We start from the raw sequence: 23,320 nt of genomic DNA on the forward strand, positions 1-23,320 counted from the left end.
CCATTGGGTAGTCCCCCGATGACTAGAACTGGGCGTTCCGGCGACAACGCTGCCGCCGTGGGACAGCGTGCCCGCGCCGCCGGGCCAGGGCATGAGTAACCGTTACTCAGCCACCCCGAGAGCACGGGCGAGTTCGAGTCGGGTGGTGACGCCGAGCTTGGCGTAGGCGTGCTGGAGGTGGTTGTCGACGGTGCGTACCGACAGGGCCAGCGTGTGGGCCATGTCCTTGCTGGTGCTGCCGGCGGCGGCCAGCAGGGCGATCTCGCGTTCACGGGCCGTGAGTTGCGCGGTGACCTGGGCGGTGTCCAGCAGGGGAGTACGCGCGCCCTCGCAGCGGGCCCGGGCCGCGACGGCGCGCCGGGTGGCCGCGACGGCGCGGCGGGACCGGTCCGCCCTGCGCCAGGCGGCCGCGGCGGCGGCCGCTGCCTCGGCGGCGAGCAGGTCCGCGCCGACGGCCTGGCACGCGTCGGCGGCCCGGAGCAGCCGGTCCGGGTCGTCGGCGACCAGCGCTGCCGCCAACTGGGCCCGGGCGGGGGCGAGTTCACCGTCGCAGCACCAGGCGAGCTCGGCCAGCCGACCGCCGACCTCCTCGGCTCCGCCGAGCCGCGCGACATCGGTCAACAGCATTGCCTCGCCGGTGACATGGCCGGTGCGGCGGGCGGAGGCGGCCGCGGCGGTGAGCACGGACCGTGCCCGTGCCAACTGCCCCCGAGCGGCCAACAGCCAGGCCTCGCCCAGGAGTTCCTCCCCGGCGGACAGCAGCCCCGGTTCCACGGGCGGTAGCGCGCGATGCTCCGCGAGCGTCGCCTCGGCCGCGTCCAGATCCCCCAGTACGGCCGCACACGCGGCGAGCCCGCCGAGCACCGGCCGTAGGGCCATCGCGTGGTCGATGGAGCGGGACACGGTGGCGGCCTCGGCCCACCAGCGGCGGGCGGTCGCGGGGTGGCCGGCCAGCCAGTGCGTACGGCCGAGGAGGACCGCCAGCCAGATCCGCACCCTGGAACCGGCCGCGGTGAGTTCGGCGTAGGCGGGCTCGCCCACCCGGCAGACCTCGGCGGCCGGGACACCGGCTTCGGTGAGGGCGAGGACGAGCGGGATGCGCTGGAAGGCGGGATGGGAGGCGAGGGCGCGTTCCTCGACCCGCCGGTGCGCGTCGTGGGCGCGCCGGGCCCAGGTGGTGGCCTCGGCGGTACGGCCCACCAGGGCCAGCGCGGCGGGCTTCATCCAGGCGCCGCGCAGCCAGGCGTTGACGTCGGGGGCGGCGCCGACGTCGGTCTCCAGATCCTCCAGCAGGGCCAGCCCCTCGGCGGGCCGGCCACCGACGATCCGTAGGAATCCCTCGTTGATGGTGAGCTTGCGGCGGTCGGCCGGGCTACTGATCCGTTCGCGGGCCGCGTCGTTGACGGCGAGTGCTTCGGCGACGGGCGCGTTGCTCCACAACAGGTTCGTCGTCCGGACGAGGGCGACCGCGAGCCTTTCCTCCTCGTCGGCGGCGAGGGCGTCGGCCCCGGCGAGCGTCGTCTCGGCCCGGTGCCAACGGCCCAGCTCGAACAGGGCCTCGCCGAGCCGCAGTTCGGTGGCGGTGGTCCGGTGCCTCTCCGGCACGGCTTCCAGCAGGGCGACGGTCCCGGGCAAGTCGTGGGCGTGGCGGGCGAGTACGGCGGCCTGGGTGAGGAGGGCCGGGTCGGCGGTGCCGGTCGCGGCCAGCCGCCAGGTCGCGATGTGCAGCAGGTCGCCGCGACGACGGGCGCCGCGCGCCTGGACACGGGCGGCCTGGTCCAGGAGCAGGGCACGGCGGCGCAGCAACGGCAGCCCGGCGCGCAGCACTTCGCCGTACAGGGGGTGGGCCAGAGACACCGTCGTACGCCGTCGGTCCTGCGTGACGCGGATCAGCCCCGCCTGTTCCAGGGCCACCGTCACCTGCGGCGGGGCGAGGGCTTCGGCGTACGCCAGGGGCAACGGCTCGCACAGCGCCAGGAGTTCGAGCACGGGGCGCCCCGCGGGGTCGGCGGCGGCCAGCCGTGCGCCGATCATCTCGGTGAGCCGCGCGGTACCCGGCAACCGGTCCTCGACCAGGTGCCAGATCTCCCCGTCCTCGGTCAGGTTCCCGGCGGCGAGGGCACCGAGAACGAGTTCGCGCAGGTAGAGCACGTTGCCACCGCTGGCGGCCGACAGCTCGTGCAGGGTTCTTCGGGCGACGGGCCGCCCGAGCGCGGCCTGCAACAACACTTCGACCTGCTCGGGACTCAGCACGGTCAGATCGACCCGGTACACCGAGTCCACGCCCCGCAGCGCGGCGACGGCCTCCCCGTACGGCTCACCGGTGCGCACGGTGCCGATCAGCAGCAGCGCGCCGGTGTCCATCAACTGCCGCAGCAGTACGGCCGACGCGGCATCCAGCAGATGCATGTCGTCGACGAACAGCACCCACTGCCGCCCGGGCCCGGAGGCCAACTCCCGTGCGACAGCGGCGAATCCGGCGACGGGGTCGGTCAAGTCGACCCCGACGGGCAGCAGATGGGCGATCGCCCCCAGCGGCACGGCGCCCGCCGCGACACTGGCAGTGGCCCGCCCCACCCGGAACCCCGCGGTCGCCGCTCGCTCCAGACACTCCTCCGCCAGCCGCGACTTGCCCACGCCCGCCGCTCCGCCGACGACGAATCCACGACATCCCCGGTCCTCCAGCGCGGCGGCGAAGTACTCCAACTCCGCCCCACGCCCCACCAACGGCCAACGCCCAGCCCAGTCCCGCACCCCGGCTCCCCCCGTCCCCGTCTCCGTCCCCGTCCCCGTCCCGGCGGCCCGTCATATGCCGCACGGCGCGAGCCCATCCCATCAGTCGGGGCTCGTCGCCGGGGCGGGGTTTCGGGCCATCGTCGGGACGGGGCCGGCTGCTGAAAATCCGAGGGGGTCCTGGGTGCCCGGGTGCACCCGGGCACAACACGGTGCAGCAAGGTCAGGCGGCGTCGAGAGCTTCGGTGATCTTGCGGACCATCTCCACCATGACGGGGCCGGGCTCGCCCTTCTTGGGCCGGACGGCCGCTTCGAGGGCGACGAGGACGGTGCCGCGGAAGTTGTCGGCCTCGGCCGGGTCCTGCTTCTTGAGCAGGCTCATGGCGGTGGTGAGGGCCGGCAGCACCTGGTCGGCGATCTCGGCCACTGACTTGCCGTTCAGGTTCGGGATCTTGGAGTTCTCGGCGAGCACGTACCCGACCGGACCGGTCGCCGAGGCCAGGGCGAGGCTGCCCTGGGTGGCGATCCGGTGCGGCGAGCCGGTGGTGGCACCGGCGGCGGCCATGAGGGTGATGGCACCGTACGCGGCGGTACGGAGGGTGAGCTTGTCCTGGTCGGTGAGGTTGATACCCATGGTGATGTGCTCCTGTGTTCGTCAGTTCCGCATCGGCTTCCTTCTGGAACAGAGCCTGCGCCCACCCGGTTTCACGACGCCCTCAGCGCGCTTTCAGCGGAGCGCAACCAGCCTGAAGCCCATGCATCAGGCCCGAAGGCGCGACCGGCGACCGGCGTCCCGCTCGTCGCACGGGAGCGGGAACGGCCCAACACCACGCGCCGGCCCTGCCAGTCGAGGTCGAGGCAGCCGACGCGGCGGTCTTCGTGGGCGGCCTGACGCAACGTCAACGTCGCGTGCTGACAGGGATGTTGGGCCGCCCGGCCGTAAGCCTTGCCGATGCCCTCGCATCCGCGACTCCAAGACCCCGGCCAGGGCCACCCTCACGTTCCCGACCGGAGCCTTCACCCTCTTCGGGGAAGCTCTGAAGCTTCAGGGAAGCCCTGAAGAGCGAGCCCTACTCCACCGTCACCGACTTCGCCAGGTTCCGGGGCTGATCCACTTCGTTCCCCCGAGCCGTGGCCAGCTCACAGGCGAACACCTGCAACGGCACGGTCGCCACCAGCGGTTGCAGCAACGTGGGCGTGGCCGGGATCCGGATCAAGTGGTCGGCGTACGGGACGACCGTCTCGTCCCCCTCCTCCGCGATCACGATCGTCATCGCACCCCGCGCCCGGATCTCCTGGATGTTGGACACGATCTTGTCGTGCAGAACCGACCGCCCACGGGACGACGGCACGACCACCACCACCGGCATCCCCTCCTCGATCAGCGCGATCGGCCCGTGCTTCAACTCCCCCGCCGCGAAGCCCTCGGCGTGCATGTACGCCAACTCCTTCAGTTTCAGGGCGCCTTCGAGAGCAACGGGATAACCGACATGCCGGCCCAGGAACAGCACGGTGTTCTTCGACGCCACCGACCGCGCCAACTCCCGTACAGGCTCCATCGTTTCCAGCACCCGCTCGACCTCACCGGAGATCTGCGACAGGTCCCGGATGACGGCCTGGATCTCGTCGCCCCACTTGGTGCCGCGGACCTGGCCGAGATACAGCGCGACCAGATAACACGCCACCAGCTGCGTCAGGAACGCCTTCGTCGACGCCACGGCGACCTCGGGCCCGGCATGCGTGTACAGCACCGCGTCCGACTCACGGGGAATCGTCGACCCGTTGGTGTTGCAGATGGCCAGGACTTTCGAGCCCTGCTCCCTCGCGTGCCGTAGCGCCATCAGCGTGTCCATCGTCTCCCCGGACTGGGAGATGGCGATGACCAGGGACCGCGCGCCCAGGATCGGATCCCGGTACCGGAACTCGCTCGCCAGCTCCACCTCGCACGGGATCCGCGTCCAGTGCTCGATGGCGTACTTGGCGATCATCCCGGCGTGGAAGGCCGTACCGCACGCGACGATGACGACCTTGTCGATCTCCCTCAACTCATGGACGGGGATGCGGACTTCGTCCAGAGACAGCAGGCCGGACGCGTCGATGCGGCCCAGCAGCGTGTCGGCGACCGCCTTCGGCTGCTCGGCGATCTCCTTGAGCATGAAGTAGTCGTAGCCGCCCTTCTCCGCGGCGGACGCGTCCCAGTCGACGTGGTACGAACGCACCTCGGCCGGAGCCCCGTCGAACCCGGTGACGGTCACCCCGTCCCGGCGCAGCTCGACGACCTGGTCCTGCCCCAGCTCGATCGCGGAGCGCGTGTGGGCGATGAACGCGGCGACGTCGGAGGCGAGAAAGGCCTCCCCTTCCCCCACCCCGACCACGAGCGGCGAATTACGACGCGCGCCCACGACCACATCCGGCTCGTCCGCGTGCACGGCGACCAGCGTGAACGCGCCCTCCAGGCGCCGGCACACCTGCCGCATCGCCTCCGCCAGATCCGCGCACCCCGAGAACTCCTCGGCCAGCAGATGCGCGACCACCTCGGTGTCCGTGTCGGAGGCGAGATCGTGCCCGCGCTCCGCCAACTCGGCCCGCAGACAGGCGAAGTTCTCGATGATGCCGTTGTGGACGACCGCGACCCGCCCCGCGTTGTCGAGATGCGGGTGGGCGTTCGCGTCCGTCGGCCCGCCGTGCGTGGCCCAGCGCGTGTGCCCGATGCCCGTCGACCCCGCCGGCAGCGGATGATCGACCAGCTCCTTCTCCAGATTGACGAGCTTCCCCGCCTTCTTGGCCGCCGCCAGCCCGCCGTCCGCGAGCACGGCGACACCCGACGAGTCGTACCCCCGGTACTCCAGCCGCTTCAGCCCGGCCATCACCACATCGAGCGCCGACTGCGACCCCACGTATCCCACGATTCCGCACATGCGCCGCAGCCTAGGCGCCGGACCCCGTCTGAACACGGCACTTCGTGCCCGATTTCGGAAATTACGGCCATGATCGACAGCCGTGACCGCGAAGTACGGAACCCATACCCTTCCCTGGACGAACAGCCACGGCCGGCAGACAGAAACAGACGCAGAGACAGCGACAGCGACAGCGACAGCGACAGGGCACCCTGCATGACAAGACAGCGCGAGCGGTACTTCGAGCTCTACGAGGACGACTTCGGGCTCAGCGCGCTCACCGGGAGGCCGGCCTCGGCCACCGCGCCCGACGTCGTACGGGCACTGGAGTGCGCCGCGGAGATGGCCGCCGACTGCGAGGGCGAAGGCGCCGTGGAACTCGGCACGGACATCCGCTGTCTGCTGGACTCCGGCCTGCCGGACGGGACACTCCGCGCGGCCTGGCCGGCGGCCACGCACGAGCGCTTCGACCCGGCGGACTTCGGGATGGACCTCCGGACCTGGCTGACCCGGCTCGCGGACCTGTACCCGGCCCGGCGCCGGAAGAGGCGCCAGGTGTACTGGCCCGAGCGCCCTCACCCCGCACTCGCGGAAGAAGAGGTGCGCGAAGCCGTCATCACGGAGATACGGGTCGCCACCTCTCTGCCGGCTACGGTTCCGGAGGCCCTGGAGGACATCGCCAGGGAAGCCGACGGGGACCTCGGTTTCCGCCTCCTCCTCCGCATCCTGAAGGCGTGGACCGTACCGGTCGCGAAGGAGCAGTACGACCGCCTCATGGAGCTCGACACGAAACTCGACTATCCAGGACCACTGGTCTACGACGGCCTCGACATCCAGTGGCCGCCCATCGACCCGACCCGGCCCGACCGCTCGGGAGACTTCGGCTTCTCGGCACTGGCGGAGCGCTTCTCCGGCTACCGGGGGGAGCCCACGGCACGGGAGGGCCTGGCGTGCGGCGCGGCGGCCGACGACTCCGCGGAGACCCCGGGCACAGCGGCGGCGATGCTGTTCGAGGACGCCTCCCGCCTCCTGAACTCCCCGCTGAGCGCGGACACCCTCAGCACCCTCTGGCTGACCGTGTCGGGCCGGGGCCTCGACATCGACCAGCTCGGCATCGACGGGCGGGACTGGCTCAGGCTGGTCGCGGAGGTGAGCGAGGAGCGGCTGAGGGACGTCGCCCCCTCCTACACACCCGCCGTAGGACCGGTCCGGACCGCGCTCACCCAGCCGGTGCTGGCGGCGATCGGCGAGGCGACCCCGGATCTGGCGACCCGCACCGTCAGCGCCCACCGGTTGGGCATCCCGGGCGCGGCCGCGGTCGACGCCCTGAGGGAGGTCGTCGCCTACGCCGACCCCGACCTCGGTTACCGCCTGTTCCTCCGCCTGCTCAACGTGCTGTCCGTACCGCTCACCATGACCCGGTACGCCGGTTACCGGGTCCTCGGCGAGCAGTTCGGCTACGGCGCGGACCATGTACCGGACGCCGTCGAACACCCCGACCCTCCCCACGTGACGCACCCCACCCACCACCCCGTTCAAACTCCGTTAACAATGGACTGTGATCTCTCCGGTCTCCCCGATGCCCCGGAGCGCCCACCGGCACAAGCCGGAGGCGACTCCCTACGTCGACCTCACCCGAGCCGAGTGGAGCGCGCTGCGCGACAAGACGCCGCTGCCGCTCACCGCCGAGGAGGTCGAGAAGCTGCGCGGCCTGGGCGATGTCATCGACCTCGACGAGGTGCGTGACATCTACCTCCCGCTGTCCAGACTCCTCAACCTCTACGTCGGCGCCACGGACGGCCTGAGAAACGCGCTGAACACCTTCCTGGGCGAACAGGGCTCCCAGTCCGGCACGCCGTTCGTCATAGGCGTCGCGGGGTCGGTGGCCGTAGGGAAGTCGACCGTCGCGCGCCTCCTCCAGGCGCTGCTCTCCCGCTGGCCCGAGCACCCCCGCGTCGAGCTGGTCACCACCGACGGGTTCCTGCTGCCCACCCGGGAGCTGGAGGCGCGCGGGCTCATGTCGCGCAAGGGCTTCCCCGAGTCGTACGACCGTCGCGCGCTCACCCGCTTCGTCGCCGACATCAAGGCGGGCAAGGACGAGGTCACCGCGCCCGTCTACTCCCACCTCATCTACGACATCGTCCCTGACCAGCGGCTCACCGTCCGCCGCCCCGACATCCTCATCGTCGAGGGGCTCAACGTGCTCCAGCCCGCGCTCCCGGGCAAGGACGGCCGGACCCGCGTCGGGCTCGCCGACTACTTCGACTTCAGTGTGTACGTCGACGCGAGCGCCGAGGACATCGAGCGCTGGTATCTGAACCGGTTCCGCAAGCTGCGCGCCACCGCGTTCCAGAACCCGGACTCGTACTTCCGCAAGTACACCCAGGTCTCCGAGGACGAGGCCGTCGACTACGCCCGCATGCTCTGGCGCACCATCAACAAGCCCAACCTGGTGGAGAACATCGCCCCCACCCGGGGCCGCGCCGCCCTCGTCATCCGCAAGGGCACCGACCACAAGGTCCAACGCCTCAGCCTGCGCAAGCTGTAACCCGGCAGCCGTACAGCCCCACCCGCGCCGCCTGTTAAAAAGGCGTCATGCTGCACCTGCGCCTCATCACCCCCGCCGACAAGACCGACGACGTGGTCCGGCTCATCGAGACGACCGTCGGCACCGCACACCTCGTCGTCATGACCGGCGCCGCCCGCAACCCGACCGGCGACGTCGTCATGTGCGATGTCGCCCGCGAGGCCGGTGACGAACTCATCGGCGCGCTACGGGAGTTGGAGCTGGACCGGACCGGCTCCATCGCCGTCGACAACATCGACCTGTCGCTGTCGGAGCGGGCCGACCGGGCCGAGGACGAGGCGCCCGGCGAGGGTGCCGACGCCGTGCTGTGGGAGCACCTCGCCGACGCGACGCACGAGGAGTCGACGCTCACCGTCACCTACGTCGCGTTCCTCACCGTCGCCACCATGCTCGCGGCCTGCGGTGTGATGCTGGACAACGCGATCCTGATCGTGGGCGCGATGGCCGTAGGACCGGAGTTCGGGCCGCTCGCCGGGATCTCGACGGCGCTGGTGCGGAAGGCTCCGCAGTTGGTGTGGCGGTCGCTGTGGGCGCTGCTCGCCGGGTTCGCGGCGGCCATGGTCCTTACGGTGGGCTTCAGTTGGCTGCTGGACACCCTCGGGCTGTTCGAGAAGTCCATGGTGGAGGCCGCGCGGCCCAACACCGCCTTCATCTGGAAGCCCGACTGGATGTCCTTCGTCGTGGCCTTCCTGGCCGGCATCGCGGGCACCCTGTCCCTGACGTCCGCCAAGTCCGGTGCCCTGATCGGCGTGGCGATCTCGGTGACGACCGTCCCGGCCGCCGCGAACGCCGCCGTCGCCTTCAGCTACCGCGACTACTCCCAGACGTGGGGCTCCACTTGGCAACTCCTGGCCAACCTGGGCGGCATCGTGCTGGCCGGCACGCTCACACTGCTGGCCCAGAAAACCTTCTGGACCTGGCAGCGCGAGCGCACCACCCAACTCACCTAGCCAGGCGCCGACTTCACGGCGGCATCCACTCAACTCACCGAACTGGATGCCAGGCTTCACGGCATCCGCCCAGCCGACTCAACCGAGCACCGGCCCAACGGCCCCCGCTCAACCAACTGAGCCGGACACCACCTCGGCGGCATCCGCCCAGCCAACCCACCCAGCCGGACGGCCACTTGACGACGTCCGCTCACTTCACCCGACCGAGCACCGATCCCACGGCACCGACACAACTCACCCAGCCGAGCACCGACTCCACAACATCGACTCGGCTCAGCTCACCCAACCGGTCGCCACCTCAGCGGCACCGGCTCAGCTCACCCGCCCGGACACCGGCTTCACGGCACCAGCTCAACCCACTGAACCGGACGTCACCCCGACGGCACCCGCCCAAGCCACCTACCCCAGCGCCGACTTCACCGCATCCGCCAACCGCCCCGCCACCGACCGAGCCTGGTCGATGTCGGCGGCCTCGACCATCACGCGCACCAGCGGCTCGGTACCCGACGGACGCAGCAACACCCGCCCCGTGGAACCGAGTTCACGCTCCGCCTCGGCGACCGCGGCCGCCAGGTCGGCAGACGTGCCGACCCGCGTGCGGTCCACGTCCGGCACATTGATGAGCACCTGCGGCAGCCGCGTCATCACGGACGCGAGGTCCTTGAGCGTGCGGCCCGTGTCGGCGACCCGGGCCGCCAGCATCAGGCCGGTCAGCGTGCCGTCGCCGGTGGTCGCGTGGTCCAGGATGATGACGTGGCCGGACTGCTCGCCGCCCAGCGCGTAGCCGTGCTCCTTCATCTCCTCCAGGACGTAGCGGTCGCCGACCGCGGTCTGGACGAGCGTCAGGCCCTCACGCTCCATGGCCAGTTTGAAGCCCAGGTTCGACATGACGGTCGCGACGACGGTGTCGGAGCGCAGTGCGGAACGCTCCCGCATCGCCAGCGCGATCACGGCCATGATCTGGTCCCCGTCGACCTCTTCACCGGTGTGGTCCACGGCCAGGCAGCGGTCGGCGTCACCGTCGTGCGCGATGCCGAAGTCGGCGCCGTGCTCGACGACGGCGGCCTTGAGCAACCCCAGGTGGGTCGAGCCGCAACCGTCGTTGATGTTCAGCCCGTTGGGATCCGTGCCGATCGTGATGACCTCGGCGCCGGCCCGCGAGAACGCCTCCGGGGAGACCCGCGCGGCGGCGCCGTGCGCCTCGTCGAGGACGATCTTCAGCCCGTCGAGCCGGTTCGGGAGCACGCCCATGAGGTGGGCGACGTACTGGTCGAAGCCCTCGCTGTAGTGCCGGACCCGGCCGACGCCCGAGCCGGTCGGGCGGTCCCAGGGGGCGCCGGTGCGGTGCTCGTCGTAGACCTTCTCGATCCGGTCCTCCAGCTCGTCGTCGAGCTTGTGCCCGCCGCGCGCGAGGAACTTCAGTCCGTTGTCGGGCATCGCGTTGTGGCTCGCGGAGAGCATCACTCCGAGGTCGGCGCCCAGCACGCCGGTGAGATACGCCACCGCGGGGGTGGGCAGCACACCGACGAGCAGTACGTCCACTCCCGAGCTGGCGAGGCCCGCGACCACCGCGGCCTCCAGGAACTCCCCGGACGCGCGCGGGTCCCGTCCGACCACGGCCGTCGCCCGGTGGCCCGCGAAGGTGCCCGCCTCGGCCAGTACGTGCGCCGCCGCGACGGAGAGCCCGAGGGCCATCTCGGCCGTCAGATCCACGTTGGCGACACCGCGCACGCCGTCCGTGCCGAAGAGTCGTCCCACTTGTCCTCCTGAGGAAGGCGAAAGTCCTGCAAGGCCGAAGTCCTGCAAAGCTGAGGTCCTACGAAACTGAGGTCCTACGAAACTGAAGTCCTGCAAAGCTGAAGTCCTGGATTCCAGGCATACGATGCCTGATCATCCGATCACACAAGCCTTTGAGCGTCTTGTGCCGTTATACGCCCCCGGCTGTGATAAACGAACGCCCCGGCGGCACGAGTGGCGTGCCGCCGGGGCGTTCGGAGTACAGACCGCAGGCGCGATTTAGCGCTTGCTGTACTGCGGGGCCTTGCGGGCCTTCTTGAGACCGGCCTTCTTGCGCTCGACCGCACGGTCGTCGCGACGGAGGTAACCGGCCTTCTTGAGCGCGGCGCGGTTGTTGTCCACGTCGGCCTCGTTCAGCGCGCGGGCCACGCCGAGGCGCAGGGCACCGGCCTGACCGGAGACGCCGCCACCCGAGATGCGGGCGATGACGTCGTAGCGGCCGTCGAGTTCGAGCACCTTGAAGGGCTCGTTGACTTCCTGCTGGTGGACCTTGTTCGGGAAGTAGTCCTCAAGCGTGCGCCCGTTGACCTTCCACTTGCCGGTGCCGGGCACGATGCGAACGCGCGCGATGGCGTTCTTGCGGCGGCCCAGGCCGGCGGCGGGCTGCGGGTCGCCGAAGCGGCCGGCGAGCGACTCCGACGTGTACTCACCCTCGACGGGGACGTCGGACTCGGTGGTGTAGCTCTCGATGTCGACGAGCTCGGTCTCGGTCTCTTCGACCGGCTGCTCAACGGTGGTCTCGGCCACGGTTCTCCTCAGATTCTTTTCTGTCTTAGGGGGTGTGTGGCCGGAACTACTGCGCGACCTGGGTGATCTCGAACGGCACCGGCTGCTGGGCAGCGTGCGGGTGCTGGTCGCCCGAGTAGACCTTCAGCTTGCTGATCATCTGACGACCCAGGGTGTTCTTGGGGATCATGCCCTTGATGGCCTTCTCGACGGCCTTCTCGGGGTTCTTCGCCAGCAGCTCGTCGTAACGGACGGAGCGCAGACCACCCGGGTAACCGGAGTGGCGGTACGCCAGCTTCTGGGTCTTCTTGTTGCCGGACAGGTGAACCTTGTCGGCGTTGATGATGATGACGAAGTCGCCCATGTCCATGTGCGGGGCATAGGTCGGCTTGTGCTTGCCGCGGAGGAGGTTCGCAGCAGTGGTAGCCAGACGGCCGAGGACGATGTCCTGGGCGTCGATGACGTGCCACTGGCGAGTCACATCGCCGGGCTTGGGGCTGTACGTACGCACTTCGCAGCCTTCTTCTTCAGTGGATGGGTGCTGACACATGGCATCACTGAAGCGATCGTGCAGCTGGGGACGACAATGGCCGGGGACGAAGCCCGTATGCCGCCCACTGGAAACTGCTCCAGGGAACCTACGTAAGGGCCTCTCGCCTGAGAGCGACCAAGCCGATACGCATAACAAACCGTAAGAGTACCCGCGCCGCACCGGACGGGTCAAAACGAGGTCGGCGTGACCAGAACAGGCGCAGAACGCGACCAGAACAGATGCGGAAAGCAACGGCGGAAATACTTACCGTGACATCCCCAACGTCAGTCGCCACAGGCCTCATTGAGGCGCACCGGTACCGCCGTCGCCCCGTCTAGGATGCGACCCATGAGCTTCGGACAGGGGGGACCCCAGTCCCAGTGGGATCCCTGGAAACCCAATTCGCAGCAGCCATGGGGCGGCAGCGTCGACGACGAGACCCCGGACTGGGCCGCGCTCGCCGACCAGGCGGAGACGCGCAACAGACGTAAGCGACTGCTGCTGATAGTCGGCGGCGCGCTCGCGACGGTCGCCGTCGGAACAGCCGTGGCCATGGCCGTGATGTCGGCGAACGACGACACGAGCGCGTCGGGCAAGCCCACGAACCTGCCCGCGAGCGCCTCCGTGCCCAGCGCCGACGCCACCTCGCCGTCCTTCGCGCCGACCAGCGCGCCCCCGCCGCTGGACCCCGAGGAGTTCATCTCCAGCAAGGCGAAGGACACGGCACCGCTCAGCCCCGCGACCCTCTTCCCGGGCACCCAGCTGACGGTCGCCTCGACGGTGTACAAGAAGGGCCCGACGGCCGACACCACGAACTGCGCCTCGGTCGCCTCGGGCACCCTCCCCAAGATCCTCACCGCGAACGGCTGCACCCGCCTCATGCGGGTCTCCTACATCAAGGACAACATCGCGGTCACGGTCGGTGTGGCCCTCTTCGACACCGAGGCACAGGCGACCAAGGCCAAGGCCCAGGCGGACACCAAGAGCGCCGTCAGGTCCCTGTCCGGCAAGGGCGTCAAGGCCTTCTGCGACGGCGCGATCTGCCGTACGACGACCAACGCCTACGGCCGCTACGCCTACTTCACGGTCGCCGGCTTCACCAGCGGCACGGATGTGACGGCGAAGGACACCAAGGTCTTCACGATCGGCGACGACCTGGGCAAGTTCGCCTTCGACCAGATCCGCGCACGCGGCGAGGCCCAGGCTTCGGCGGCGGCGCAGTAACAAGCGCAGTAACAAGCTGGGCGCCACCGGGAGTTGGCGCCCAGCACGCCCACTTGGCCGGCCTCAGTGCAGAGCCCCCCGCACCCGCCGGGCCAGCAACTGCCGCTCCGCGAGCCCCTCGTCGGCCGGATAAGCGACCTCTTCCAGCGTCAGCCCGTGCGGCCGTACGACATGCACGGCGCTGTCCCGCACCCGCGCGTCCAGCACCTTCCGCGGCCACTCGGCGCCCCGATGGCCGTCGCCGACGAACACCAACGCCCCGACCATGGACCGCACTTGGTTATGGCAGAAGGCATCGGCACGCACCTCGATCTCGACGACACCGTCCGCGCGCCGCGTCACCCCGAAGTCAAGAATCTCCCGAACCGTGGACGCGCCCTCACGCTTCTTCGCATAAGCGGCGAAGTCATGCTCCCCCACAAGGGACTTGGCAGCGGCGTCCATCACATCGACGTCCAACTCCCAGTCGTGCCACAGCACATGATTCCGCAGCAACGGGTCCACGCCCCCCGGCCGGTCCCCCACCCGATACACATAACGCCGCCACAGGGCCGCGAACCGCGCGTTGAAGCCCTCGGGAGCCTCCGCCACGCCCCACACGCGCACATCCTTCGGCAACCGCCCCGCAAGCCGCTTCAGCAGCTTCTCCCGGTGCTCCGCCCACAACTCCCCCGGCAGATCGACATGCGCCACCTGCCCCCGAGCATGCACCCCGGCATCGGTCCGCCCGGCCACGGTCAGGTCGTACGCCACCGCCCCCGACCGCGTCACCGTCCGCAACGCGTCCTCGACCTCCCCCTGCACGGTCCGCCGCCCCCCGGCCTGCTTGGCCCACCCGGAGAACGCGGTCCCGTCGTAGGAGAGGTCGAGTCGTACGCGTACGAACCCGGCCGCTACTTCATCACTCACACCGAGATCCTTTCAGGTACACAAAAGCGGGCCCGTCCCAAGAAGGAACGGGCCCACTGAAGCGCCCCTTCAGGGGCGCGGGGAACTGCGCGACCAGCCACGACGGACCGGCAGCCAAAAGACGACTTACGCGTCCTTCGACTCCTCGTCAGCCTCAACCGGCTTGGCGTCCTCAACGACCTCGACCGGGGCAGCAGCCTCGGTGTCCTTCGCGGCACGCTTGGTCGCGGCCTCGGCCTCACCGGTCGCAGCCTGCGCGACGGTCAGCGCCTCGACCAGCTCGATGACAGCCATGGGCGCGTTGTCGCCACGACGGTTACCGATCTTGGTGATACGGGTGTAGCCACCGGGACGGTTCTCGTAGCGCGGGCCGATCTCGGTGAAGAGCGTGTGGACGATGCTCTTGTCCGTGATCACCTGGAGCACCTGACGACGGTTGTGAAGGTCGCCCTTCTTGCCCTTGGTGACCAGACGCTCGGCGTACGGCCGCAGCTTGCGGGCCTTCGCCTCGGTGGTGGTGATACGGCCGTGCTCGAAGAGCGCCTTCGCGAGGTTCGCGAGAAGCAGCTTCTCGTGCGCGGCACTGCCGCCCAGACGGGCACCCTTGGTGGGCTTCGGCATGTCTTTCTCCTTGGTATCTGCCCCGGCCGTATCAGGTACCGGGGTCAGGACCCGGTGAGCGGATGCTCACCGGCAACAACCGATCAGTACTGCTCGGTCTCCACGAAACCCGCGTCCACGTCGTCGTCGGCGCCGAAGGCGTCGGCAGCGGCCGTCGGGTCGAATCCGGGCGGGCTGTCCTTCAGGGCCAGGCCCATGCCGGCCAGCTTCGCCTTGACCTCGTCGATGGACTTCGCACCGAAGTTGCGGATGTCCAGGAGGTCGGCCTCGGAACGAGCCACGAGCTCACCCACGGAGTGGATGCCCTCGCGCTTGAGGCAGTTGTACGACCGAACGGTGAGCTCAAGCTCCTCGATCGGCAGGGCGAGATCAGCGGCAAGGGCGGCGTCCGTCGGGGACGGGCCCATGTCGATGCCCTCGGCGTCGATGTTCAGCTCGCGGGCGAGACCGAACAGCTCGACCAGGGTCTTACCGGCGGACGCCATGGCGTCGCGCGGCCGCATGGCCTGCTTCGTCTCGACGTCGACGATGAGCTTGTCGAAGTCGGTCCGCTGCTCGACACGCGTGGCCTCGACCTTGTACGTGACCTTCAGCACCGGGCTGTAGATGGAGTCGACCGGGATACGGCCGATCTCCTGGCCCACCTGCTTGTTCTGCACGGCGGAGACGTAGCCGCGGCCACGCTCGACCGTGAGCTCCATCTCCAGCTTGCCCTTGCCGTTGAGCGTGGCGAGGACGAGGTCGGGGTTGTGCACCTCGACACCGGCCGGGGGCGCGATGTCGGCGGCGGTGACCAGACCCGGACCCTGCTTGCGCAGGTACATCACGACCGGCTCGTCGTGCTCCGAGGAGACGACCAGCTGCTTGATGTTGAGGATCAGGTCGGTGACGTCCTCCTTGACGCCCGGCACGGTGGTGAACTCGTGCAGAACGCCGTCGATCCGGATGCTGGTGACGGCGGCACCGGGGATCGAGGAGAGGAGCGTGCGACGCAGGGAGTTGCCGAGGGTGTAGCCGAAGCCCGGCTCCAGCGGCTCGATCACGAACCGGGAGCGGAATTCGTCGACGACCTCTTCGGTCAACGAGGGGCGCTGAGCGATCAGCATGAGGTGAGTCCTTCAGTCATGGACACCCACTATTTGATGTCCTTGAGTGCTACAAGGGTACGGGCGGCACGACCCCGAAAGGCCATACCGCCCGAAACCTGAGACAACCGTGCGTCAGACGCGGCGGCGCTTCGGCGGACGGCAGCCGTTGTGCGGGGTGGGGGTGACGTCCTGGATGGAGCCGACCTCAAGACCGGTCGCCTGAAGCGAACGGATGGCCGTCTCGCGACCCGAGCCCGGGCCCTTCACGAAGACGTCGACCTTGCGCATGCCGTGCTCCTGCGCGCGACGGGCGGCCGACTCGGCGGCCATCTGCGCGGCGAAGGGGGTGGACTTGCGCGAGCCCTTGAAGCCGACGTGGCCGGCGGAGGCCCAGGAGATCACGTTGCCCGCGGGGTCCGTGATCGAGACGATCGTGTTGTTGAACGTGCTCTTGATGTGCGCGTGGCCGTGAGCGACGTTCTTCTTTTCCTTGCGGCGCACCTTCTTGGCAGCGCCCTGACGACCCTTGGGGGGCATCTATTACTCCTACGGGGAGGTGGTCGGTCCTACAGCGAAGACCGCTGGTGAAGCGTTGTCCGCTGCGGACTACTTCTTGCCCGGCTTCTTCTTGCCGGCGATGGCGCGACGCGGACCCTTGCGGGTACGAGCGTTCGTGCTGGTGCGCTGACCGCGAACGGGCAGACCACGACGGTGACGGAGACCCTGGTAGCAGCCGATCTCCACCTTGCGGCGGATGTCGGCCTGGATCTCGCGACGGAGGTCACCCTCGGTCTTGATGTTGGCGTCGACGTACTCACGAATCGCGACGAGCTGCTCTTCCGAGAGGTCGCGAACGCGGGTGTTGGGGTCGATGCCGGTCTCGGCCAGCGTCAGCTGGGAAAGGGTCCGACCAATGCCGAACACGTAGGTGAGGGCGACCTCCACGCGCTTTTCGCGCGGGATGTCGACACCGGAAACGCGTGCCATTCAATGGCTCCAGTTGATCTTCGGAGGTCTTCCGCAGAACCGGATCCCAGCCGCCGGCCTCTTCCGCGGAAGATTTGGTACGGCGTGGGTCCCCAGCCTCCGAGCCGGGGGTGTCGGGCGCCTACTACGCCCGGGTCCTGCGTATGAACATGTATTGCTCGCGTCGCGCGAAACTCTGCGAAAGATGCAGAGGGAAGGTCCTGCGTCAGCCCTGGCGCTGCTTGTGGCGCGGGTTCTCGCAGATGACCATGACCCGACCGTGACGGCGGATCACCCTGCACTTGTCGCAGATCTTCTTGACGCTCGGCTTGACCTTCATTGGTGAGGTTCTCCGGGTCAGTTGCCTTCGGCGCCGCTTGCGCGGAACCCGGGCAAGATCTACTTGTAGCGGTAGACGATCCGGCCACGCGTCAGGTCGTACGGAGACAGCTCCACCACGACCCGGTCGTCAGGGAGGATGCGGATGTAGTGCATACGCATCTTGCCGCTGATGTGTGCCAGGACCTGGTGGCCGTTCTGGAGCTCCACCTTGAACATGGCGTTCGGGAGAGACTCGACGACAGTGCCTTCGATCTCGATGGCACCTTGCTTCTTGGCCACGCTTCGCCCTTCGAATCGACTACCTTGATCGACTCAGTGCGTCCCCTTACGGGGTGCATGCGGACATGCGGCTGCACGAGAGCCGACGAGTCAGTCTACGTCAGGCCACTCGGAAAGACGAATCGAGGAAGGATGCCCGAAGACGGAGATCATTAAGCACGCGAGGGGATAAACACCCTCACGGGACGCGCCCCAAAGGGGCGCGGGGAACTGCGCGCCCAGCCCCCACCGGGCCGGCAAACAAGCAACTACGCGAGCGGATCCGGCGCAGCCGTGATCCCATACTCGGCCAGCTTCGCCTTACCACCGTCAGGAGCCGTAAGCACCAGCGGCCCCTCCTCGGTCAGAGCAACCGAGTGCTCCCAGTGCGAGGACCACGTCCCGTCCGTCGTGATGACCGTCCAGTCGTCCGAGAGAACCTCGGTCTTCGGGGTACCCAGGGACACCATCGGCTCGATGGCGAGGCAGAACCCCGGCACCAGCTTCGGCCCCTTCCCCCGCCGCTTCTCGACGTAGTTCAACAGGTGCGGGTCCATGTGCATCTCGGTACCGATGCCGTGACCGCCGTAGTCCTCGACGATCCCGTACTTGCCCCCACCCGGCTTCGGCTGCCGCCGGATGTACGTCTCGATCGCCCGGGAGATGTCCACCAGCCGGTTCCCGAGCTTCATCGCGGCGATCCCGGCCCACATCGACCCCTCGGTCACCCGCGACAGTTCAAGAAGCTCGGGGGCGTGCCCAGTCCCCACGAACGCCGTGTACGCCGCGTCCCCGTGCCAGCCGTCGATGATCGCGCCGCAGTCGATGGAGATGATGTCGCCGTCCTTCAGGACGACCTCGTCGGACGGGATGCCGTGGACGACGACCTCGTTCACCGAGGTGCAGATCGTCGCGGGGAAGCCGCCGTAGCCGAGGAAGTTCGGCTTCGCGTCGTGGTCCGCGAGGACCTTGCGGGCGACCTCGTCCAGATCCTTCGTGCTGGCGCCGGGTACGGCCGCCTCACGCGTGGCCGCGTGGATCGCGGCGACGACCAGCCCCGCCTCGCGCATCTTGGCGATCTGCTCGGGGGTCTTGATCTGCACCATGGGGGCCTGCGCTCTCCGTCTTCCGCGACACAAAGGAATGGCCGTACTCAAAGGCCGTACTCAAAATGGCTGTACACAACAGTACGGCCGCGGCACCCCTGTGGGCACCGCGGCCGGAACTGTCAGCTGACTACTTCGCGCTCTCGTCCTCGCGCTGCAACGCGTCCAGCGCCCGCTGCGTGATCTCGTCCACCGGACCGAGCGAGGAGATCGTGACCACCAGGCCCTGGGCCTTGTAGTAGTCGATGATCGGCTCGGTCTGCGTGTGGTAGACCTCCAGCCGCGTGCGGACCGTGTCCTCGGAGTCGTCGTCGCGCTGGTACAGCTCGCCGCCGCAGACGTCACAGACGCCGTCCTGCTTCGGCGGGCTGTACGTCACGTGGAAGACGTGACTGGAGTCCTTGCGGCAGATGCGGCGGCCGGCGATGCGCTTGACCACCTCGTCCTCGGAGACCTCCAGGTCGAGGACCGCGTCCAGCTTGATGTCCTCGGTCTTCAGCAGCTCGTCCAGCGCCTCGGCCTGCGACACATTGCGCGGGAAACCGTCCAGCAGAAAGCCGTTGACGGCGTCCGGCTGTTCCATGCGGTCCTTGGCCATCGCGATGGTGACCTCGTCCGGGACCAGGTTGCCCGCGTCCATGTAGGACTTCGCCAGTTTGCCGAGTTCCGTGGCCTGACTGATGTTGGCACGGAAGAGGTCGCCCGTGGAGATGTGCGGGATGTGCAGCGTCTTGGCGAGGCGCACAGCCTGCGTTCCCTTACCGGCACCCGGCGGCCCGACGAGGACGATTCGCATCAGCGGAGGAACCCTTCGTAATTGCGCTGCTGGAGCTGGCTCTCGATCTGCTTCACCGTCTCAAGACCGACACCCACGATGATCAGGATGCTGGTCCCGCCGAACGGGAAGTTGCCGCTTGCGTTGAAACCGACCAACGCCATCGTCGGTACGAGAGCGATCAGACCCAGATACAGCGAACCCGGCCAGGTGATCCGGTTGAGTACGTAACTCAGGTACTCAGCGGTGGGCCGGCCAGCCCGGATGCCCGGGATGAAGCCACCATACTTCTTCATGTTGTCCGCGACTTCCTCGGGGTTGAACGAGATCGCCACGTAGAAGAACGCGAAGAAAACGATCAGCAGGAAGTAGCTGACCAGGTAAATCGGGTGGTCACCCTTGGTCAGGTTGGTCTGGATCCAGGTCTTCCAGGTGGACGTACCGCCGGAGAACTGAGCGACCAGAGCCGGGATGTAGAGCAGCGACGACGCGAAGATGACCGGAATCACACCGGCCTGATTGACCTTCAGCGGGATGTAGGTCGACGTACCACCGTAGGAACGGCGGCCGATCATGCGCTTCGCGTACTGGACCGGGATCCTGCGCTGGGCCTGCTCGACGAAGACCACGAGGCCGACCATCACCAGGCCGACGAGGATGACGGTGCCGAACTCGATCCAGCCGCCGGCCAGCGTGCCCTGCTTCTTGATGGCCCACAGAGCGGACGGGAAGGTCGCGGCGATCGAGATGAACATGAGGATCGACATGCCGTTGCCGATGCCGCGGTCGGTGATGAGCTCACCGAGCCACATCACGACGCAGGTGCCGGCGGTCATGCAGACCACCATGGTGATGGTGGTGAAGATCGACTGGTCCGGGACGATCTGATTCGCCGTCGGGCAGCCCGAGAAGAGGGCGCCGCTGCGGGCGGTGGCCACCAGACCGGTGCCCTGGAGGATGGCGAGCGCCACGGTCAGATAACGCGTGTACTGCGTGATCTTCGCCGTACCGGCCTGCCCCTCCTTCTTGAGGGCTTCCAGACGCGGGATCACCACGGTCAGCAGCTGCAGAATGATGCTCGCGGTGATGTACGGCATGATGCCGAGCGCGAAGATCGTGATCTGGAGCAGCGCGCCACCGCTGAACATGTTGACCAGACCGAACAGACCCTGGTTGCCGTTCGAGACGTCGATACAGGTCTGGACGCTCTTGTAATCGACGCCCGGGATCGGGACGTGCGTACCGACCCGGTACACCACGATGATCCCGAGCGTGAAGAGCAGCTTCTTGCGCAGGTCGGGTGTCCTGAACGCCCGGGCGAACGCGGTGAGCACGGTGCCTCCTGCGACCCCCGCGCGTGTGCGCGTGAGGTGACGACTAAGTGTGGTTGATGGCCTGTGGAACGAGATTACGGCATGCCAAGACGACGCTGGGTACCAGCCGCACAGCCTACCTACATCAACGCCCCTAGGGGATACCGATCGAACGTCCCATGAGTCACGACTACTGAAAAAACGGCCGGGGTCGACCCTCGCTAGAGGGCCAACCCCGGCCGCTGATGCCGACGTTGGTCAGGCTCGGTCCGAAATATCAGACGAGCTCGGTGACCGTACCGCCCGCGGCAGTGATCTTCTCCTTGGCGGAGCCGGAGACGGCGTCAACCGAAACCTGCAGCGCCACGGAGATCTCGCCCTGGCCGAGCACCTTGACGAGGCTGTTCTTGCGAACGGCACCCTTGGCGACGAGACCCTCAACGGTGACCTCGCCACCCTCGGGGTACAGCGCGCCCAGCTTGTCGAGGTTCACGACCTGGAACTCGGTCTTGAACGGGTTACGGAAACCCTTCAGCTTCGGGAGACGCATGTGGAGGGGCATCTGGCCACCCTCGAAGCGCTCCGGAACCTGGTAACGGGCCTTCGTGCCCTTGGTTCCACGTCCAGCCGTCTTACCCTTCGACGCCTCACCACGACCCACACGGGTCTTGGCGGTCTTGGCGCCCGGGGCAGGACGGAGGTTGTGGATCTTGAGCGGGTTGTTCTCCGCCATGATCAGTCGACCTCCTCAACCGTCACGAGGTGGCGGACGGTGTGAACCATTCCGCGGAACTCGGGGCGGTCCTCCTTGACGACCACGGTGTTGATCCCCTTGAGACCAAGAGACCGCAGGGTGTCACGGTGGTTCTGCTTGCTGCCGATGTACGACTTCGTCTGCGTGACCTTGAGGCGAGCCATTACGCACCCGCTCCCGCACGTGCACGAAGCAGAGCCGCGGGGGCGACGTCCTCAAGGGGCAGACCGCGGCGGGCCGCGATCTCCTCGGGACGCTGCAGGCCCTTGAGGGCCGCCACGGTCGCGTGCACGATGTTGATCGCGTTGGACGAGCCGAGCGACTTCGACAGGATGTCGTGAACGCCGGCGCACTCCAGGACAGCTCGCACCGGGCCACCGGCGATGACGCCGGTACCGGGGGAAGCAGGCTTGAGCAGGACGACGCCCGCGGCCTTCTCGCCCGTGATCGGGTGCGGGATGGTGCCCTGGATACGGGGGACCTTGAAGAAGTGCTTCTTGGCCTCTTCAACACCCTTGGCGATCGCGGCCGGCACCTCCTTGGCCTTGCCGTAACCGACACCGACGGTGCCGTCACCGTCGCCCACCACGACGAGCGCGGTGAAGCTGAAGCGACGACCACCCTTGACAACCTTGGCGACGCGGTTGATCGCGACTACGCGCTCAACGTACGCGGTCTTCTCGGCGGCAGCAGCGCCGCCGTCACGGCCCTTCCGGTCCCGCCGCTCGCCGCCACCGGCACCGCTTCCACGGCGCTGGGGTCCAGCCATTGGATTACCTCTCTCTTTCCGCTAGCTACGGAAGCGACTAGAACTTCAGTCCGGCTTCGCGGGCGGCGTCCGCCAGGGCGGCGATGCGCCCCGCGTACTGATTGCCGCCGCGGTCGAATACGACAGCCTCGACACCGGCGGCCTTGGCGCGCTCGGCGACCAGGGCGCCGACCGACTTGGCCTGCGCGGACTTGTCGCTCTCGCCGCCGCGGATCGAGGTGTCCAGGGTCGACGCCGACGCCAGGGTGTGACCCTTGATGTCGTCGATGACCTGGGCCACGATGTGGCGGTTGGAGCGGGTCACGACCAGGCGCGGACGCTCAGCCGTACCGGAAATGTGCTTCCGGATGCGGATGTGACGACGCTTGATGGCAGCACGCTTGTAAGCGTCGCCCTTAGCGATCTTCGTACCGTATGCCATGGCTTACTTACCCGCCTTTCCGACCTTGCGCCGGATGACTTCGCCCTCGTACTTGACGCCCTTGGCCTTGTACGGGTCGGGCTTGCGCAGCTTGCGGATGTTCGCCGCAACCTCGCCGACCTTCTGCTTGTCGATGCCCTCGACCGAGAAGTGCGTCGGGTTCTCGACCTTGAACGAGATGCCCTCGGGCGCCTCGACCGTGATCGAGTGGCTGTAGCCGAGCGCGAACTCAAGGGTGGAACCCTTGGCCGCGACGCGGTAACCGACACCACTGATTTCGAGCTTCTTCACGTAACCCTCGGTCACGCCGGTGATCATGTTCGCCACCAGCGTGCGGGACAGGCCGTGCAGGGCCTTGTTCTGACGCTCGTCGTTGGGGCGGGTGACGCTGAGCACGCCGTCCTCACCCTTGGCGATGTCGATCGGCGCTGCGACGGTGTGGGTCAGCGAGCCCTTGGGGCCCTTGACCAGCACCGTACGGCCGTCGATGGTGACGTCCACGCCGGCGGGAACCGTGATGGGGAGCTTGCCAATACGCGACATAGCTTCTTC

25 protein-coding genes are annotated in these 23,320 nt (G+C 68.2%); 4 read left to right on the forward strand and 21 right to left on the reverse strand.

The annotated features are described in order from the left end of the window. Positions 1-102 precede the first annotated feature (102 nt). From OG194_RS18180 to glmS, 3 genes are all read right to left on the reverse strand, one after another. Positions 103-2,754 carry a LuxR C-terminal-related transcriptional regulator gene (locus OG194_RS18180; RefSeq protein ID WP_327401901.1) on the reverse strand — a complete coding sequence of 884 codons (2,652 nt, stop codon included), beginning with the start codon at positions 2,752-2,754 and terminating at the stop codon, positions 103-105. Between the two features lie 202 nt (positions 2,755-2,956). After that, a complete protein-coding gene (locus OG194_RS18185; RefSeq protein WP_327401902.1) occupies positions 2,957-3,367 on the reverse strand; it encodes a hypothetical protein in 411 nt (136 codons plus the stop codon). Between the two features lie 436 nt (positions 3,368-3,803). Next, a complete protein-coding gene (gene glmS, locus OG194_RS18190) occupies positions 3,804-5,651 on the reverse strand; it encodes a glutamine--fructose-6-phosphate transaminase (isomerizing) (RefSeq protein ID WP_327401903.1) in 1,848 nt (615 codons plus the stop codon). Between the two features lie 195 nt (positions 5,652-5,846). Between glmS and OG194_RS18195 the strand changes: the two genes are divergently transcribed. The 3 genes from OG194_RS18195 to OG194_RS18205 are packed head-to-tail and all read left to right on the forward strand — an operon-like array spanning position 5,847 to position 9,167. Further along, positions 5,847-7,376, forward strand: a complete 1,530-nt coding sequence (locus OG194_RS18195) for a hypothetical protein (protein WP_327401904.1) — start codon at positions 5,847-5,849, stop codon at positions 7,374-7,376. Beyond that, positions 7,303-8,178: a type I pantothenate kinase gene (gene coaA, locus OG194_RS18200; RefSeq protein ID WP_327407124.1), complete on the forward strand. Its 876-nt coding sequence runs from the start codon at positions 7,303-7,305 to the stop codon at positions 8,176-8,178. Before OG194_RS18195 ends, coaA begins: the two co-directional genes overlap by 74 nt. A 47-nt stretch (positions 8,179-8,225) precedes the next feature. Continuing rightward, the gene (locus tag OG194_RS18205; protein WP_327401905.1) at positions 8,226-9,167 is read left to right on the forward strand and encodes a DUF389 domain-containing protein; all 942 of its coding nucleotides are present in this window, start codon (positions 8,226-8,228) and stop codon (positions 9,165-9,167) included. Positions 9,168-9,566: 399 nt separating this feature from the next. Here OG194_RS18205 and glmM read toward each other — a convergent pair whose 3' ends face one another. The 3 genes from glmM to rplM form a co-directional block, all read right to left on the reverse strand. Next, a complete protein-coding gene (glmM, locus tag OG194_RS18210) occupies positions 9,567-10,925 on the reverse strand; it encodes a phosphoglucosamine mutase (protein ID WP_327401906.1) in 1,359 nt (452 codons plus the stop codon). A gap of 258 nt (positions 10,926-11,183) precedes the next feature. Next, complete coding sequence (rpsI, locus tag OG194_RS18215) at positions 11,184-11,711, reverse strand: 30S ribosomal protein S9 (protein WP_019055538.1); 528 nt, start codon at positions 11,709-11,711, stop codon at positions 11,184-11,186. Between the two features lie 46 nt (positions 11,712-11,757). Beyond that, positions 11,758-12,201 carry a 50S ribosomal protein L13 gene (gene rplM / locus OG194_RS18220; protein WP_013001400.1) on the reverse strand — a complete coding sequence of 148 codons (444 nt, stop codon included), beginning with the start codon at positions 12,199-12,201 and terminating at the stop codon, positions 11,758-11,760. Between the two features lie 369 nt (positions 12,202-12,570). Here rplM and OG194_RS18225 point away from each other — a divergent pair, with 369 nt between their 5' ends. Next, entirely contained in the window at positions 12,571-13,446 is an 876-nt protein-coding gene (locus OG194_RS18225) for a hypothetical protein (RefSeq protein ID WP_327401907.1), read from the forward strand. 63 nt (positions 13,447-13,509) lie between these two features. Here the strand turns inward: OG194_RS18225 and truA are convergent, their stop codons facing one another. From truA to rplF, 15 genes are all read right to left on the reverse strand, one after another. After that, positions 13,510-14,355: a tRNA pseudouridine(38-40) synthase TruA gene (truA, locus tag OG194_RS18230; protein WP_327401908.1), complete on the reverse strand. Its 846-nt coding sequence runs from the start codon at positions 14,353-14,355 to the stop codon at positions 13,510-13,512. Between the two features lie 126 nt (positions 14,356-14,481). Further along, the gene (rplQ, locus tag OG194_RS18235; protein WP_327401909.1) at positions 14,482-14,976 is read right to left on the reverse strand and encodes a 50S ribosomal protein L17; all 495 of its coding nucleotides are present in this window, start codon (positions 14,974-14,976) and stop codon (positions 14,482-14,484) included. Between the two features lie 83 nt (positions 14,977-15,059). Next, entirely contained in the window at positions 15,060-16,082 is a 1,023-nt protein-coding gene (locus OG194_RS18240; protein ID WP_019055532.1) for a DNA-directed RNA polymerase subunit alpha, read from the reverse strand. Positions 16,083-16,196: 114 nt separating this feature from the next. Beyond that, a complete protein-coding gene (rpsK, locus tag OG194_RS18245) occupies positions 16,197-16,601 on the reverse strand; it encodes a 30S ribosomal protein S11 (protein ID WP_006376016.1) in 405 nt (134 codons plus the stop codon). 69 nt (positions 16,602-16,670) lie between these two features. Then, entirely contained in the window at positions 16,671-17,051 is a 381-nt protein-coding gene (rpsM, locus tag OG194_RS18250) for a 30S ribosomal protein S13 (protein WP_019055531.1), read from the reverse strand. 205 nt (positions 17,052-17,256) lie between these two features. Beyond that, positions 17,257-17,370 (reverse strand): 50S ribosomal protein L36, encoded by a 114-nt coding sequence (gene rpmJ / locus OG194_RS18255; protein WP_003998809.1) that lies wholly within the window; start codon positions 17,368-17,370, stop codon positions 17,257-17,259. Positions 17,371-17,429: 59 nt separating this feature from the next. Then, the gene (gene infA / locus OG194_RS18260) at positions 17,430-17,651 is read right to left on the reverse strand and encodes a translation initiation factor IF-1 (RefSeq protein WP_003948620.1); all 222 of its coding nucleotides are present in this window, start codon (positions 17,649-17,651) and stop codon (positions 17,430-17,432) included. Positions 17,652-17,899: 248 nt separating this feature from the next. Beyond that, positions 17,900-18,736 (reverse strand): type I methionyl aminopeptidase, encoded by an 837-nt coding sequence (map, locus tag OG194_RS18265; protein ID WP_327401910.1) that lies wholly within the window; start codon positions 18,734-18,736, stop codon positions 17,900-17,902. A gap of 130 nt (positions 18,737-18,866) precedes the next feature. Then, positions 18,867-19,532, reverse strand: coding sequence for an adenylate kinase (locus tag OG194_RS18270; RefSeq protein ID WP_026150164.1), 666 nt, complete (start codon positions 19,530-19,532; stop codon positions 18,867-18,869). Further along, entirely contained in the window at positions 19,532-20,845 is a 1,314-nt protein-coding gene (gene secY, locus OG194_RS18275) for a preprotein translocase subunit SecY (RefSeq protein WP_318018231.1), read from the reverse strand. Before secY ends, OG194_RS18270 begins: the two co-directional genes overlap by 1 nt. 256 nt (positions 20,846-21,101) lie before the next feature. Further along, a complete protein-coding gene (rplO, locus tag OG194_RS18280; RefSeq protein WP_019055527.1) occupies positions 21,102-21,557 on the reverse strand; it encodes a 50S ribosomal protein L15 in 456 nt (151 codons plus the stop codon). A gap of 2 nt (positions 21,558-21,559) precedes the next feature. Further along, positions 21,560-21,742 carry a 50S ribosomal protein L30 gene (rpmD, locus tag OG194_RS18285; RefSeq protein WP_006376032.1) on the reverse strand — a complete coding sequence of 61 codons (183 nt, stop codon included), beginning with the start codon at positions 21,740-21,742 and terminating at the stop codon, positions 21,560-21,562. After that, complete coding sequence (gene rpsE / locus OG194_RS18290) at positions 21,742-22,347, reverse strand: 30S ribosomal protein S5 (RefSeq protein ID WP_006376045.1); 606 nt, start codon at positions 22,345-22,347, stop codon at positions 21,742-21,744. The genes rpmD and rpsE overlap by 1 nt, the downstream gene beginning before the upstream one ends. Positions 22,348-22,384: 37 nt before the next feature. Then, on the reverse strand, positions 22,385-22,768 hold the full coding sequence (gene rplR / locus OG194_RS18295; RefSeq protein ID WP_019055526.1) for a 50S ribosomal protein L18: 384 nt from the start codon (positions 22,766-22,768) through the stop codon (positions 22,385-22,387). Positions 22,769-22,771: 3 nt separating this feature from the next. Continuing rightward, positions 22,772-23,311 carry a 50S ribosomal protein L6 gene (rplF, locus tag OG194_RS18300; protein WP_327401911.1) on the reverse strand — a complete coding sequence of 180 codons (540 nt, stop codon included), beginning with the start codon at positions 23,309-23,311 and terminating at the stop codon, positions 22,772-22,774. Positions 23,312-23,320: the final 9 nt, after the last annotated feature.

It is taken from the genome of Streptomyces sp. NBC_01288 (assembly GCF_035982055.1).
In the GTDB taxonomy this organism is placed as follows: domain Bacteria; phylum Actinomycetota; class Actinomycetes; order Streptomycetales; family Streptomycetaceae; genus Streptomyces.

Coding starts and splice junctions, on each gene's coding strand:
- OG194_RS18185 (WP_327401902.1), bottom strand. CDS start 3,367: ATGGGTATCAACCTCACCGACCAGGACAAGCTCACCCTCCGTACCGCC.
- glmS (WP_327401903.1), bottom strand. CDS start 5,651: ATGTGCGGAATCGTGGGATACGTGGGGTCGCAGTCGGCGCTCGATGTG.
- OG194_RS18195 (WP_327401904.1), top strand. CDS start 5,847: ATGACAAGACAGCGCGAGCGGTACTTCGAGCTCTACGAGGACGACTTC.
- OG194_RS18205 (WP_327401905.1), top strand. CDS start 8,226: ATGCTGCACCTGCGCCTCATCACCCCCGCCGACAAGACCGACGACGTG.
- OG194_RS18225 (WP_327401907.1), top strand. CDS start 12,571: ATGAGCTTCGGACAGGGGGGACCCCAGTCCCAGTGGGATCCCTGGAAA.
- rplQ (WP_327401909.1), bottom strand. CDS start 14,976: ATGCCGAAGCCCACCAAGGGTGCCCGTCTGGGCGGCAGTGCCGCGCAC.
- OG194_RS18240 (WP_019055532.1), bottom strand. CDS start 16,082: ATGCTGATCGCTCAGCGCCCCTCGTTGACCGAAGAGGTCGTCGACGAA.
- rpsK (WP_006376016.1), bottom strand. CDS start 16,601: ATGCCCCCCAAGGGTCGTCAGGGCGCTGCCAAGAAGGTGCGCCGCAAG.
- rpsM (WP_019055531.1), bottom strand. CDS start 17,051: ATGGCACGCGTTTCCGGTGTCGACATCCCGCGCGAAAAGCGCGTGGAG.
- rpmJ (WP_003998809.1), bottom strand. CDS start 17,370: ATGAAGGTCAAGCCGAGCGTCAAGAAGATCTGCGACAAGTGCAGGGTG.
- map (WP_327401910.1), bottom strand. CDS start 18,736: ATGGTGCAGATCAAGACCCCCGAGCAGATCGCCAAGATGCGCGAGGCG.
- OG194_RS18270 (WP_026150164.1), bottom strand. CDS start 19,532: ATGCGAATCGTCCTCGTCGGGCCGCCGGGTGCCGGTAAGGGAACGCAG.
- rplO (WP_019055527.1), bottom strand. CDS start 21,557: ATGGCGGAGAACAACCCGCTCAAGATCCACAACCTCCGTCCTGCCCCG.
- rpmD (WP_006376032.1), bottom strand. CDS start 21,742: ATGGCTCGCCTCAAGGTCACGCAGACGAAGTCGTACATCGGCAGCAAG.
- rpsE (WP_006376045.1), bottom strand. CDS start 22,347: ATGGCTGGACCCCAGCGCCGTGGAAGCGGTGCCGGTGGCGGCGAGCGG.
- rplR (WP_019055526.1), bottom strand. CDS start 22,768: ATGGCATACGGTACGAAGATCGCTAAGGGCGACGCTTACAAGCGTGCT.
- rplF (WP_327401911.1), bottom strand. CDS start 23,311: ATGTCGCGTATTGGCAAGCTCCCCATCACGGTTCCCGCCGGCGTGGAC.